Source organism: Phycisphaerae bacterium, from assembly GCA_035275405.1.
In the GTDB taxonomy this organism is placed as follows: Bacteria; Planctomycetota; Phycisphaerae; order UBA1845; family UTPLA1; genus DATEMU01.
The window spans coordinates 381,989-394,350 of record DATEMU010000007.1 but is presented as its reverse complement, the minus strand read 5'-3'; the positions used below and the strand labels follow the sequence as shown (position 1 = coordinate 394,350).

Annotated in this window: 15 protein-coding genes and 1 tRNA gene; 4 read left to right on the top strand and 12 right to left on the bottom strand. The window is 61.3% G+C overall.

The genetic code is table 11. The features are described from left to right. Positions 1 to 17 precede the first annotated feature (17 nt). Entirely contained in the window at positions 18 to 707 is a 690-nt protein-coding gene (locus VJZ71_10850; GenBank protein ID HKQ48558.1) for an SDR family NAD(P)-dependent oxidoreductase, read from the top strand. A 45-nt stretch (positions 708 to 752) separates the two neighbouring features. Here the strand turns inward: VJZ71_10850 and iscX are convergent, their stop codons facing one another. The 9 genes from iscX to VJZ71_10805 form a co-directional block, all read right to left on the bottom strand. Then, on the bottom strand, positions 753 to 968 hold the full coding sequence (iscX, locus tag VJZ71_10845) for a Fe-S cluster assembly protein IscX (protein HKQ48557.1): 216 nt from the start codon (positions 966 to 968) through the stop codon (positions 753 to 755). Between the two features lie 113 nt (positions 969 to 1,081). Next, entirely contained in the window at positions 1,082 to 1,525 is a 444-nt protein-coding gene (locus VJZ71_10840; protein HKQ48556.1) for a 2Fe-2S iron-sulfur cluster-binding protein, read from the bottom strand. Between the two features lie 22 nt (positions 1,526 to 1,547). Next, positions 1,548 to 3,458: a Fe-S protein assembly chaperone HscA gene (hscA, locus tag VJZ71_10835; protein ID HKQ48555.1), complete on the bottom strand. Its 1,911-nt coding sequence runs from the start codon at positions 3,456 to 3,458 to the stop codon at positions 1,548 to 1,550. After that, the gene (hscB, locus tag VJZ71_10830; GenBank protein HKQ48554.1) at positions 3,455 to 4,096 is read right to left on the bottom strand and encodes a Fe-S protein assembly co-chaperone HscB; all 642 of its coding nucleotides are present in this window, start codon (positions 4,094 to 4,096) and stop codon (positions 3,455 to 3,457) included. The genes hscA and hscB overlap by 4 nt, the downstream gene beginning before the upstream one ends. A 43-nt stretch (positions 4,097 to 4,139) precedes the next feature. Continuing rightward, positions 4,140 to 4,472 (bottom strand): iron-sulfur cluster assembly accessory protein, encoded by a 333-nt coding sequence (locus VJZ71_10825; protein ID HKQ48553.1) that lies wholly within the window; start codon positions 4,470 to 4,472, stop codon positions 4,140 to 4,142. A 65-nt stretch (positions 4,473 to 4,537) separates the two neighbouring features. Then, positions 4,538 to 4,945: a Fe-S cluster assembly scaffold IscU gene (gene iscU, locus VJZ71_10820; GenBank protein HKQ48552.1), complete on the bottom strand. Its 408-nt coding sequence runs from the start codon at positions 4,943 to 4,945 to the stop codon at positions 4,538 to 4,540. A 65-nt stretch (positions 4,946 to 5,010) separates the two neighbouring features. Next, a complete protein-coding gene (locus VJZ71_10815) occupies positions 5,011 to 6,225 on the bottom strand; it encodes an IscS subfamily cysteine desulfurase (protein HKQ48551.1) in 1,215 nt (404 codons plus the stop codon). Next, positions 6,222 to 6,704: an Rrf2 family transcriptional regulator gene (locus VJZ71_10810; protein HKQ48550.1), complete on the bottom strand. Its 483-nt coding sequence runs from the start codon at positions 6,702 to 6,704 to the stop codon at positions 6,222 to 6,224. Before VJZ71_10810 ends, VJZ71_10815 begins: the two co-directional genes overlap by 4 nt. Positions 6,705 to 6,852: 148 nt before the next feature. Beyond that, complete coding sequence (locus VJZ71_10805; protein ID HKQ48549.1) at positions 6,853 to 8,241, bottom strand: family 1 glycosylhydrolase; 1,389 nt, start codon at positions 8,239 to 8,241, stop codon at positions 6,853 to 6,855. Positions 8,242 to 8,537: 296 nt separating this feature from the next. Here VJZ71_10805 and VJZ71_10800 point away from each other — a divergent pair, with 296 nt between their 5' ends. Beyond that, entirely contained in the window at positions 8,538 to 9,089 is a 552-nt protein-coding gene (locus tag VJZ71_10800; protein HKQ48548.1) for a hypothetical protein, read from the top strand. A 69-nt stretch (positions 9,090 to 9,158) separates the two neighbouring features. Here VJZ71_10800 and VJZ71_10795 read toward each other — a convergent pair whose 3' ends face one another. Continuing rightward, complete coding sequence (locus tag VJZ71_10795) at positions 9,159 to 9,644, bottom strand: DUF1801 domain-containing protein (GenBank protein HKQ48547.1); 486 nt, start codon at positions 9,642 to 9,644, stop codon at positions 9,159 to 9,161. Between the two features lie 253 nt (positions 9,645 to 9,897). On the opposite strand from VJZ71_10795, the gene VJZ71_10790 reads away from it, so the two are divergent. Both VJZ71_10790 and VJZ71_10785 read left to right on the top strand, forming a co-directional pair. Continuing rightward, positions 9,898 to 9,970 (top strand) — tRNA-Met (locus VJZ71_10790). 384 nt (positions 9,971 to 10,354) lie between these two features. Then, entirely contained in the window at positions 10,355 to 11,275 is a 921-nt protein-coding gene (locus VJZ71_10785; GenBank protein ID HKQ48546.1) for a hypothetical protein, read from the top strand. Between the two features lie 162 nt (positions 11,276 to 11,437). Here VJZ71_10785 and VJZ71_10780 read toward each other — a convergent pair whose 3' ends face one another. Continuing rightward, positions 11,438 to 11,755 (bottom strand): hypothetical protein, encoded by a 318-nt coding sequence (locus VJZ71_10780; GenBank protein HKQ48545.1) that lies wholly within the window; start codon positions 11,753 to 11,755, stop codon positions 11,438 to 11,440. Between the two features lie 30 nt (positions 11,756 to 11,785). After that, positions 11,786 to 12,271 carry a hypothetical protein gene (locus VJZ71_10775; protein HKQ48544.1) on the bottom strand — a complete coding sequence of 162 codons (486 nt, stop codon included), beginning with the start codon at positions 12,269 to 12,271 and terminating at the stop codon, positions 11,786 to 11,788. Positions 12,272 to 12,362: the final 91 nt, after the last annotated feature.

The following is a 12,362-nucleotide window of genomic DNA, read 5'->3' as shown; positions in this document are numbered from 1 at the left end:
GTGAGGGAGGTGGGCGTGTGTCGGTTCACGGTAAGGTCGTTCTGATCACCGGGGCCACGACGGCCATGGGCCGCCAGCTCGTGGGGCTTTTTCTTAACCAGGGGGCTTCGCTGGCCATCGGGGTCCGGCGCGTGTCCGAGTTGACGCCGCTGCGCCAGAGTCTGGCGGCCGAGGAAGAGCGGCTCTTCATCGTGCCCTGCGATGTGCGCGATGAGGGCGACGTGGTCCGCACGGTCCATCGTGTTATCCGGCGGTTTGGCCGGATTGACGTACTCATCAACGCCGCGGCGATCACCGGGCCCAAGACGCCGGTCGTGGATTATCCGATCGACCCCTGGCGCAACGTCATCGCGACGAACCTGACGGGTACATACCTGCTCTGCCGCGAGGTCCTGCCGTGGATGACGCGGCAGGGGTGCGGCTCGATCATCAATGTGACCAGCAGCCTGACGACGTCGGCGCGGCCGGAGTGGGGGGCGTATCTGGTTTCCACGCACAGCATCGAGGGGCTGACGCGGCTCTTGGCCACGGAGTTGAAGGGGTCGGGCGTCCGGGTCAATTCCGTGGAAGTTGCCGCGCCCGCCGGGACCGGTCGGAGCGACGAAAGCGAGTGGCTCCAGGCGTTCTTGTGGTTGGCCAGCGATGAGTCGGCGGCAAAGAACGGCGAGCGGATTCGGGCGGCGGATTTCGCCAGCGCCGCGAGCTAAGGGCTGAATCAAGAATCACACCGGCTATTAGCCGGTGCCACACGATTAGTCCGCAGACTGAAATTCTTCCAGCCACGCCATTTGGATCGCTTCGAGCTTGGCCTCGTTTGACGCCTTGGGGTCGTCGCCGAATTCGTCCAGAGCGATGACCCAATCGTGCAGGTCGGTGAACCGTACCGTCAGCGGGTCGGTCTCCGGCCTCTGCTCGTGCAGGAGGATGCCGATGTCTTCAGAGTCGAGCCAGGTGAGTTTCTTGGGCATGGGTGCGTCCCTTACGGGACGAATAGCAAATTACTAATAGCGAATAGCGAAAGAAGAGAAGCGGGATCGCCGCCTTTGTGTTTCGCTATTCGCTATTCGCCATTCGCCATTCGTCATTTTTCTTTCGTCGTCATTCCTTCCGCACCGTGCGGTTCGCGGGCGAGGTTGCGGTTCCAGTTGGGGATGCGGATCTTTACCGACTTCTTGCCGCTCGGGACGCACTGGCAGCCCAGGCGGCTGTTGGCCTTGAGGTCGTAGGCCTCCTCCAACTCGTCCTCCTCCTCCTCGGTCGCCTCGCTGCACGAGTCCAGGCCTTCGAGGACGTGCACGTGGCACGTGCTGCACGCGCAGACGCCGCCGCAGGCGTGATCCAGTTCAATGTGATGGCCCATGCAGATGTCCAGGATCGAGCCGGGCAGGCCGTGATCCTCATAGGGGATCTTCGCCGGGTCGATCTCCAACACGTGCTCCGTGCCCTTTTCGTCGATGACCGTGAGCGTGTATTTCTGTTCCACGCGGTGATCGGTGTCTTTGATATAGGGGTTTTGACCGCCCATGATGTCATCCTCTTTCGTTATTTTACTTCGTCCCGACCGGCTCGCGAAGCGACTGGGTAATCGCCAGATTGGCCAGCGGGAGCGTCATCTTTCCGAATTCATCCAATGCCCGGTGTAGCTTTTCCGCGTCGTCCGTCTTCACCGCCAGGTCGCGCAGGACGCGGATCGATTCTTCCAGGGCGATTCGCTCTTCCGGCGGCAGTCGGTCGCCGAACCGCGCCAGGGTCTGCTCCGTCTTGTGCGTGTCGAACTCGACCTGGTTGCGGAGATCGATCAGGCGGTGCGCCGCCATGTCCTGCCGGGCGAAGCGGATGGAGTCCTGTTCGATCCGCCGCACTTCGTCGCTGGTCAGGCCGTGCGTCGGGATGACCTGGATGGCGGCCTCGGTGCCGCTCCGCTCTTCGCGGGCGCTGACGATCAGGATGCCGTTGGCGTCGATGAGGAACTGCACGTCGATCTTCGGAATGCCCGCGGGCATCGGCGGGATGCCGCGGAGGTCGAAGGTCGCGAGGCTGCGGCAGTCGGCGGCAAGTTCGCGCTCGCCCTGCAGGACGTTGATCTTGACGTTCGACTGACCGTCGATGAAGGTCGTGAACCGCTCCGTCGCCTGGCAGGGGATGCGCGTATTGCGCATGATGAGCTTGCCCATGGCGCCGCCCATGGTCTCGATGCCGAGCGACAGCGGCGTCACGTCGAGCAGGAGGGCGTCGTCGCGGCGGCCACTGAGAACCTGTCCCTGCACCGCCGCGCCCAGCGCGACGACTTCATCGGGGTTGAGAGCTGTATACGGCTTACGCCCAAACAGCTCCTCGACTTTGCTGCGTACAAACGGGATACGGCTCGATCCGCCGACGAGGACGATCTGGTCGATCTGGCCGGGCTGCAATTTCGCATCGGTGAGCGCCTGTCGGCAGGCCGCCAGCGTCCGCTCCACGAGCGGCGCGATCGTTCTTTCGAACTCCTCGCGACTGATAGATCGGCGATAGGTCCGCCCGGAGCCGAGGTCCAGTTCCAATTCGGCCGACGGTTGATCGCTCAATCGAATCTTGACGTCTTCGGCGAAGAGCCGCAGGGCCTGCCGCGTCGCGGGCGAATCAATGTTCAGCCCGAATTGGTCGGCCACTTCACGCTGCACGAGTTGGATGATCGTCCGATCGAAGTCGTCGCCGCCCAGGTGCGTATCGCCGTGCGTTGAAATGACCTCGAAGACGTCGCCGGACAGACGCAGGATGCTGACGTCAAACGTCCCGCCGCCCAGGTCATAGACCGCGATCGTCGACGTTCCGCCCGCAGGCGCCGAATCGGCCGCCGGACCGCCCGTGCATTTGGTCTTGTCCCCGATCGGGAGCGAACTCGCGGGCGTCGTCACGCTCGGCGACCGCAAGCCGATGCCGTACGCCAGGGCCGCTGCGGTCGGTTCGTTGATGATCCGCACGACTTCCAGACCGGCGATTCGCCCGGCGTCGCGGGTCGCCTGGCGCTGCGCGTCGTCGAAGTAGGCCGGGACCGTGATGACGGCCTTGGTGATCCGCCGCCCAAAGTGTTTTGCGGCGCGGTCGGCCAGTTCGCGGAGGATTAGCGCGGAGATTTCCTGCGGCGTGAGGAGTTCGCCGTTGACTTCGACTTTCACGACGTCGCGCTGTCCCTGCACGACGTGGTAGGAGAGGTGCGGCAACTCCGTCTGCAGGTCGTCGATGCCCAGGCCCATGAGCCGCTTGATCGAATACACCGTCGACGTGGGGTTCTCAACGGCGTGCCGCCGCGCGTCCCAGCCGATCGTGACCTTCCCATCCCGCGTGAAGGAGAGCACGGACGGCAGGCGACCTTCGCCGCGCTCGTCGCGGATGATCTGCGGACCGCGCTCGTCGGCGTAGGCCACGAGGCTGAAGGTCGTGCCCAGATCGATGCCCAGAATGACGTCGCCCGTCTTCATCTTGTCTCACCCGCCGGCGTTGGCGCGAACTGCATCAGCAAATTATCCAGGTACTTCAGGGCGTTCAGTTGTTGCCGGAGCTCGTCGCGCGTGTCCGGCGACCCGCCCGGTAGCGCGGCACACAATTTGGCGATCCGCGCTTCCGTCTCACCGCGCTCGCGCGACACCTGCCCCTGCAGCGTGTCCAGTGTCGCGGTATCGCCACCCGCTTTGGCGTCCTCGATCTCCTCACGCAGCAGCATGACACGGCTGAGAAAATCCGTGGGCACTCGCTTGTCCTGGGCCGCCGACTGGCCACCGGCCGTTTCCAGAAGGTACTCCGCGCGATGCCGCGGGTCGCCGAGTACTTCGTACGCCCGGTTCACGGCGGCCGACGCCCGAAGCGCGAAGGCCTGCATGGAGGGATCGCCTATCGCGAACTTGTCGGGGTGGATATTGCGGCTGATCGAGAGATACCTGCTGCCGAGGTCGCGCGCGTCGATGTCATACCCCCGCGGGAGGCCAAACAGCTCGAAGTAGTCCGCCCCCTGAACGTGGGCCAGGAGCTGATGGCAGTCCTGGCAGACCAGAGGCGTCTGCGCGAGGGCCTCGCACGTGTTGCATTTCGTGGGAACTGCGACCGTTTCCATCCGGGTCATAGCGTGGTCCCCCAGACGAGCGGCACGGCCGCCGGCTTCGGCCTTAGGCGCTGAAGCTGCTGCCGCATCCGCAGGTGTGCGTGGCGTTGGGATTGTTAAAGACGAACCCGCGGCCCATCACCTCGTCCTTGAAATCCACCGACACGCCGGCGAGGTAGATGTGGCTCTTGGGGTCGCAGATCACCTTGACGCCGTGGACATCGAACTCTTCGTCGCTCTCGCTGCGATGTTCGGTCAGATCGAGGGTGTACGAAAAGCCGCTGCACCCGCCGCCCTTCACGCCGACGCGCAGGAAGGTCTTATCCTTGTCCAGCTTCTGCTGGTCGATGATCGTCTTGACTTCGCTCGCCGCCCGTTCTGTCAGTTCAACTGCCATGCTTTGACAACTCCTTATCAGCGAATCCGCTTAATCCTAATATTCGGCTATCGCGACCGGCTGGATCAGCCCGCGACCGCCTCGGCCGGCACCTCGGCCTGCTTCTTCTTGTAGTCGTTGATCGCCGCGCGGATGGCGTCTTCGGCCAGCACGCTGCAGTGGATCTTCACCGGCGGCAGCGACAGCTCCTTCACGATCTCCGTGTTCTTGATCTGGAGCGCCTCGTCCACCATCTTGCCCTTCATCCACTCTGTCGCGAGGGAACTGGAGGCGATGGCCGATCCGCAGCCGAAGGTCTTGAACTTGGCGTCGACGATCCGCCCATTGTCGTCGCACTTGATCTGCAGCTTCATCACGTCGCCGCACTCCGGCGCGCCGACGATCCCCGTGCCGACGTTGGGGTCGTTCTTGTCGAGCGATCCGACGTTTCGGGGGTGCTCGTAGTGGTCCACAACTTTTTCGCTATAGGCCATGGTGTTCTACTCCTGCCTCTCGGCCAGTCTATTCTAAGGTCTACTACCTTTAACTTGAACCTTCGTTAGTGGGCTGCCCACTGAACCTTGCTCAAATCGATGCCTTCCTGAGCCATTTCGTAAAGCGGGCTCATTTCGCGCAATTTTTCCACCGTCGCGGATACGCGCTCGATCGCGTAGTCGATTTCTTCCTGCGTCGTGAACCGCCCGATCGAAAAGCGGATCGAGCTGTGGGCCAGGTCGTCGCCGCGGCCCAGGGCCTTGAGGACGTAGCTGGGTTCCAGCGAGGCGCTCGTGCAGGCCGAACCGCTGGAGACGGCGATGTCGTGGAAGCCCATCATCAGGCTCTCGCCCTCGACGTAGAGGAAGCTGATATTCAGGTTGTTCGGAATCCGCTGCGTCGGGTGGCCGTTCAGAAAGATCTCGTCGAGGCGGTTGAACAGACCGTCTTTCAGGCGATTCCGCAGCCGCGTGATGAGTTCGATCTCTTCCTTCTGGCTCTGCACGCAAAGCTCGGCCGCCTTGCCCATGCCGACGATGCCGGGGACATTCAGCGTGCCGCTGCGCATGCCTCGCTCGTGGCCGCCGCCGTGAACGACGGGCTCCAGGCGGACGCGCGGGCTCTTGCGCCGCACATAGAGCGCGCCAACACCCTTCGGGCCGTAAATCTTGTGACCGGAGCAGGACAACATGTCGATCCCCATCGCCTCGACGTCGATCGGCAGCTTGGCAAAGGTTTGACAGGCGTCGGTATGAAACAAGACGCCCTTTTCCTTGCACAGCTTGCCGATCTCGGCGATCGGGTTGATCGACCCGACCTCATTGTTCCCGTGCATGATCGATACCAGGATCGTCTTGTCGGTCATGGCCTCGCGCACCTGCTCGGCGCTCACCATGCCCTGGTTGTCCACTTCCAGGAACGTCACTTTAAAGCCGTTTTGCTCCAGGTATTTACAGGGGTCGATCACGGCCTTGTGCTCGATCGCCTGGCTGATGATGTGGTTGCCCTTGTCGCGGTACATGTTGGCCGCGCCCTTAAGGGCGATGTTGTTGGACTCCGTCGCACCACTCGTCCAGATGATCTCCTTGGACGAGGCGCCGATCGCGGCGGCGATCTGCTCGCGCCCCTTTTCCACCGCTTCCTCGGCCTTCCAGCCGAATTCGTGGTTGCGGCTGGCGGCGTTCCCGAAATCGCCGCGGAAATAAGGCAACATCGCCTCGACCACGCGCGGGTCTACCGGCGTCGTCGCGTTGTAGTCCATATAGATGGGCAGCTTCATAAGACCGACTCCCTCCTCACCTCATGCCCTTCGACCGAAACCGGCACACGTCCGTTGCCGTAATCCCGATCGTAAGCAATGTCGGCGAGGGTCACTTGATTCAAAAACCCTTTCAACTTCTCATGCACCTTTCGCACCGTTCGCGTCACGGGGCACACTTCCAATAATTCGCAGGCCGACTCATGCGGCTCCGGGCTGCCGGCGCACTGCACGAACCGCACCGGCCCCTCGATTGTCGCGATGATCGCGGCCAGCGTGATCCGATCCGCCGGCATCGCCAGCGTGTACCCGCCCTTGACGCCGCGGATCGATCGCACCAATTCGCCCTGACTCAGGACCTTCAGGACCTTGATCATGAGCGCCAGCGGCACATGAAACCGCTCGGCGATTTCGCGGGCGTTGCAAATCACGCCGGGGCGCTGGGCCATGTGCGCCAGGGCGATGATCGCGTAGTCCGTCTTTTTCGTCAGCGCAAACATAGGCCGAGCGCCGGCCAGCACAGGGCTTTACCGGCGTTCAGGACAATATAGTACCAATTCGGTACCATATCAATGGCAATTCCGACCTGCCTCGTTCGTTTGGGCCACTCGCCCGTAAAGGTATTTATCTATGTAACTTAACGAAGGGTCATTTCGGGCTGATTTGGGAATCCACCACTTTTTCCGTCGCTGCTGGCAACTCAGGGAACGCCACGTCCGGATTCATCACACGACCAGCGATCAGCGAGCGATAGAGTTCGGCCGAGGCCTTGGGGACCAGCGGTTTCGATGGCGCGGCGACGGCGAAGAGCCCGAACTTCGCGTCATAACCGTGCATCCATTCATAGTTGTCGACGAGACTCCAATGAAAATAGCCGCGCACGTCGTATCCCGCGTCCAACGTCCGGCGAATCGCCTTCAGGTGGCCATGGAGATAGGCGGGCCGCTTTTGATCGGTCGCGTCGGCGATTCCGTTCTCCATGATCACGATCGGCTTCTTGTAGCGCCGGCTCAGGAGCACGATCTCTTCTTCCAGCGCCTCGGGGTCGATGATCCATCCCAGATCGGAAACGTCATCTCCCTTGCGGTGCGATTGCGCCCACGGAGCCAGAGGCGACGCCACCTCGCGCTGGTAGTAATTCATGCCGACGTAATCGACGGCGGAGGCAATTCCGTCCAGGTGCAGATATTTCTGTTCCTGCGCCATGTCGAACCAGGTTCCCAGCAGGTCGAAGGCGTCGCGTTCGAAGTGAATGATGTTCTGAATACTGAGCATCTTCGCGTCCGGGCGGGACTCACGCACGATGGCTGCGGCGCGCAGGAACATCTCGACCTCGCGCGCGGTCAGTCGATCGTAATACGATTTGCTCCTGGAGCGTCCCGGCGGAAATATTCCCATCGCGACCGCGGTCGCGTACATGTTGGGCTCGTTCTGCGGCGCGAAGAGCTGGACGTCGGCGGCCAAACGCGAGGCGACCGTTCGGACGAACCGCTCCCAGGCGGCGGGCGCATCCGGGTGCAGCCATCCGTGGCGCGAAGGGTGGTCGAAGTCGCACAGCCAGCTTGGGAAGGTGAAGTGCCACAGGCAAACGATCGGTTCGATACCCTCCTCCCGAAGCCGGCGAGCCATGGTGACGTAGTGGTTCAGCGCGTTCTCGTCGGTGACGCCGGGAGACGGCTCCACTCGCGCCCACTCGACGCTGTAGCGAAAGTGCGTGACCCCCAGGTACTTCAAAGCGGCGAGGTCGCGTTCGAATTGGCTGAAGCTGGCGACGCGCGCGTCGCGGGCGGGACTGCCCTTCTTTTTTTCAAAAAGATCCCAGTCCGTCAGAACGGCGTTGCCACCATGATCGCTCGGCTCTTCCGTCTGAAACGACGAAACCGCCACGCCCCACCAGAACGGCGGGGGCGTCGCTGGTCGCACGGCGTCAAGCGCGGCGTCGGCAGGCTTCAGAACAAAACCAGTACTCGTGTTACAGGCCAACGCGGGCAGTGCGACAAGTATCCAGAGGCTTTTGCGATTGCAATGGAGAGTCATACGGCGCGCCCCTGCCTTCCGCCGCCCGACTCCCATCGCCGATTCATCCGGCAACTCCGAATTGTATGCCCGACCTGCTTCCCCGCGCGCGCCTTTCTCTTCCTGCCGCTCTGCGTCATAAACGAGCCGTAATGAGCAACGTAATCTCATCGCGCGCCGCTTCGCAGGATTTTACCCCCATTTCATGTCCTAGTTATACGCGCAGGGTAGCATTGTTGAGCGTCACGGGTGATCCAGGCACACATATTCCGGTCCCTGCCATTCAGAGCTTGGACTTATTTTGAAGGAGTGCTTCCATGCAACGGTTTAGGAAGCTTGCGGTCGCATGTCTATTCGCGGGTCTTTTCGCGGGTTGCGGCGCCGACATCGATGCGGATATTGAAGGGCTGCTGATCAATGCGGTGGGCGACATTCAGACACGGCCGCAGGAATTGCCACCGGTCCTGGTCGATCAGGGCGATACCATCCTCATCGACACCGATGTGATTATCATCGACGACCCGTCGGAGGACCTCTTTCCCGAGGATCTCCCCAACCTGACCGTGCTGGGGTTTGAGAATGACACGGATTGGGACATCTACATCACCTATTTCGCGGACGGAGAGCTGCAGGGCATCTACGTTTACCAGGGCGAGGCGCTGCTTCTGGGATATCCGTGCCTGGAAATCGTCGAGCTCATCAGCGAGGACGATATTGATCCCTTCACCGGCGAACTGGTGGATTCGTTTGACCTGACGGGGGCGGATTTTTTCAATCCTGAGGACTTTCTTTGCGGCGACGCCCTCATCCTGACGTTCGATCCGTTTTCGATCACCGCCTCCGTGGAGGTCGTGGACCTCGCACCGTAATTCACATTCCGATGGTAATCTGAACGTTTCGACGGCTCGGGGCTCGCGCCAAACACCTCTCATCGCTCATTACTTCTTGGCGCGCGACTTTTTCTTTTTGCCGCTCGTCTTCATAACGGATTCGTAATCAGCGATGTACTTTTTTGCGGGGACCCGCGCGATCGCCTTGCCGATCACGTCCACCGCCAGATCGTCCAGCTTCTTGAAGCGGATGCAGGACTTGCCCATGTCCAGCTTCTTGCCGGTCTTGGCCCATTCCTTGCGAAACCACGACTCCTGGTCAGTGCTTCCGTAGATGCACATGAGATAGACGGCCATATGGTTCTTCTGGGACGCGAGGCCCGCAAATGGCAGCGGCTGCTTCGGATCGCAGTGATAACCGGGCGGATAGACCTTGTGGGGCACGTAATAACCGATCGCGCCGTAGCTCATCCCCTCTTCATAATCCTTGTCGAGGTTCTTGAGGATGACTTTGCGCACCGCCTCCATCGCCGCGCGCCGATCCGCCGGCAGCCCGGCAAGGTACTCGGCCACCGTTTTGGCTTTGCTGGTCATCGGCTCTCTCCTCCGACTTCAGATTGGAAAATGACTTTCGCCCGCCCGTCCGTAGGCCCGAACACCGCCGACGATGATACCCGTGGACGGTACGTCCGCGAAGTCAAACCGCGTACGCGAGCCGACACGGTGCCCGTGACACTTGCCGAGCCCGCCGCTCGCCGGCGGACGGACTGGCCTTCCGCAGAACCGGCGGTCGGTGTTGAAAAAATCCCCGCCGCGTTCTATAACTATCGTGGTTTATCGCGAATGCAGCGGCGTAGCTCAGTTGGCAGAGCAAGGGATTCATAAGCCCTGGGTCGCCGGTTCAAGTCCGGCCGCCGCTAATAGCCTCACTCAAGTTCACCGGTCAGCGCCACACCGGCCTCGCTCAACTCACGAATCTCGCGCATGAGGCGATCGCCGGCGCGCACGGGCAATTCAGAATGGACATTTCGAGCGGTCGCGACGGCGGCAGGTCAGTGGGCTGAAATTGGCCGATCGAATCGCGCCTTTGCTCGTCGTTCCGGCCCCTGCGATGGCCAAAAAAGGATCGACGGGCGGGCATTTCGGCTCCCAAAGGCTTGGATCGTCGCCACGAAGTCATTACACTAAGAACCGGGTGTTCGGGCCTGGCCGAGTGCCAGGCTCTGTGGGAAAGTTGAATCACAATGACGCGTGCGGGGAACACCGTCTCCTTATGACCGCCGCCCAACCAGAGGAGAAAGAAGATGAATGCGCTCACCCCCCGGGTTCGCTATTGGGTCCTCGGCCTGGCCCTGACGCTGACGGCCGCGCGGGCACACGCCAGCCTCCTGGTCACTAGCGACGCCTTGGACATCGTCAACGACTACCACTCGACGACCGGCGCGCTGCTCGGCTCCCTTGCGACATCGGTCAACGGGACGGGACAGCTCGCCGTCCACCTCAACGCGGCGCAGGACCGCATGTTGGTCGGTCACTTCGGCGGCGGAGTTGATGAGTTCGACGCCAATACCGGCGCTTACATCAAGACCTACAACGGCGGCGGCGGCATCGGAACGCAGTGGGCCGGCATCTATGCCCCCACCGGCGGCGTCTACATCGGCAGTTGGGACACCAACGATATTCGCGAATACGACGCCACCACCGGGGCCTTCATCCGTGTCGTCACGCCGGTCGGCGGGCCCTCCGACATGCGCATCGGCCCCAACGGCAACCTCTTCATCTGCGGTTACACCACTTATCTGGTCACGGAGGTCGATGCCATTACCGGCGCGTTTGTGAACCAGTGGTCCCTGCCGTTCGGGGCGCGGGCGAACGACATCGAATTCCTGCCCAGCGGCGAGCCGCTCGTCACTGCCATGGGCTTTAACATGGTCTTCCACTACGACACGTCGTACAACCTGCTCGGCTCCTTCGCCGGCACCGGCTGGGCCCGCCCGCACGGCATTGAGATCAGCCCGTTCGACGGCAACATCTACGCCATCGACGGCGTCACCTCGCAGGTGCACATTTTTGACCCGGTCACATTCGCCGAACTCGACGCGACGTTTCTCTCGCCCGGCCCCGGCGACAAGATCGTGGACCTCACGTTCCGCACGGTCCCCGAACCGGCGACTCTGGGATTGATCGTATCGGCGCTTTTACTCATGCGCCGCCGGCCGCGCTGACTCCGCTGCGCGGGGCAAAAAGAATAGTTGGGTGAAAGGTAACTGCTTTTCTGGGGCGTCGCCCCAGCCCCCACCAGGGGCCCGCTGCCCCTGGACCCCGCCCGCAGAAGAGACCATCCGCGTTGGGATGTTGAGCGCTGCCGCCCTCTCCGGCACCTCATTTCATTCCGTAGGGACTCCCGCTCTTGTCGCTTCCTGCTTTTCGATCGCCTTCCACTTTCTATAGTTGGATTCGTCTTGTGCCTGCAAATAAGCAGCGGCAACGAGACCGGCATGAACATAGGCATCTATGGCAGTTCCACTTCGCTTAGCAATTTCGTATTGCTTGACAGCATCGGCAGCAACTTGTTGTTCAATCTTGTTCAAGTCTTTTGCTGTCTGTTTCTCAAGACCACCGCCGAAGAAATACCAAATTGCTCCTATTGCGACGAGCAACCCAATGATTGCACCGCCCGTATTGGGGTTCTTTTTCTCGCTCATCTGGTTCTCCTTACAATCTACGCCGCGTTGCTAAGTTGTGGTTGCGTTGGCAATTCGACTGATAAAATCGCTCAGAGCCTTTTGTAGTTCCTCTCTCTCGCTCTGTCGAATGGCTCGCGCAGAAGGATCGTCCTTTGAACTCCGTTTGCGTATTTCAGATGTCATCTCTGACATTCGAACTACTTCATCCCGGACCCAGTCTCTTCGGCTAACTATCCGAACGCAATTCTTTGCAACATCCAACCGCCGACCGGATTCGTCAGCTTTGTTCCAACGCTCACGAAAAATCTGTTGGCGCATATCATCCGCGCCTTTTGACATCGTGTTTAAGCTGACTGAAAAGGCTTGATAGATCGCGATCCACTCCTCAAAAGCCGTCGCCCACGCGATGATTGCCTCGCGTTCCGAGTCCGATTGCTTGTTGCGCCGACCCAGCCTATCAGCAATAATAATTGCAGCCGCCCCAGATATTGCGGCGATGAGGCCGCCCGCGACTGTGTCCCATGAAACAGACATCGAGCGCTCCTATCGTTTGTACTATCTCCCGACCGTCACGCAAACCGCTTCACTACAGGGGCCGGGTTCTCGAGCATTCTACCGCAGCCGG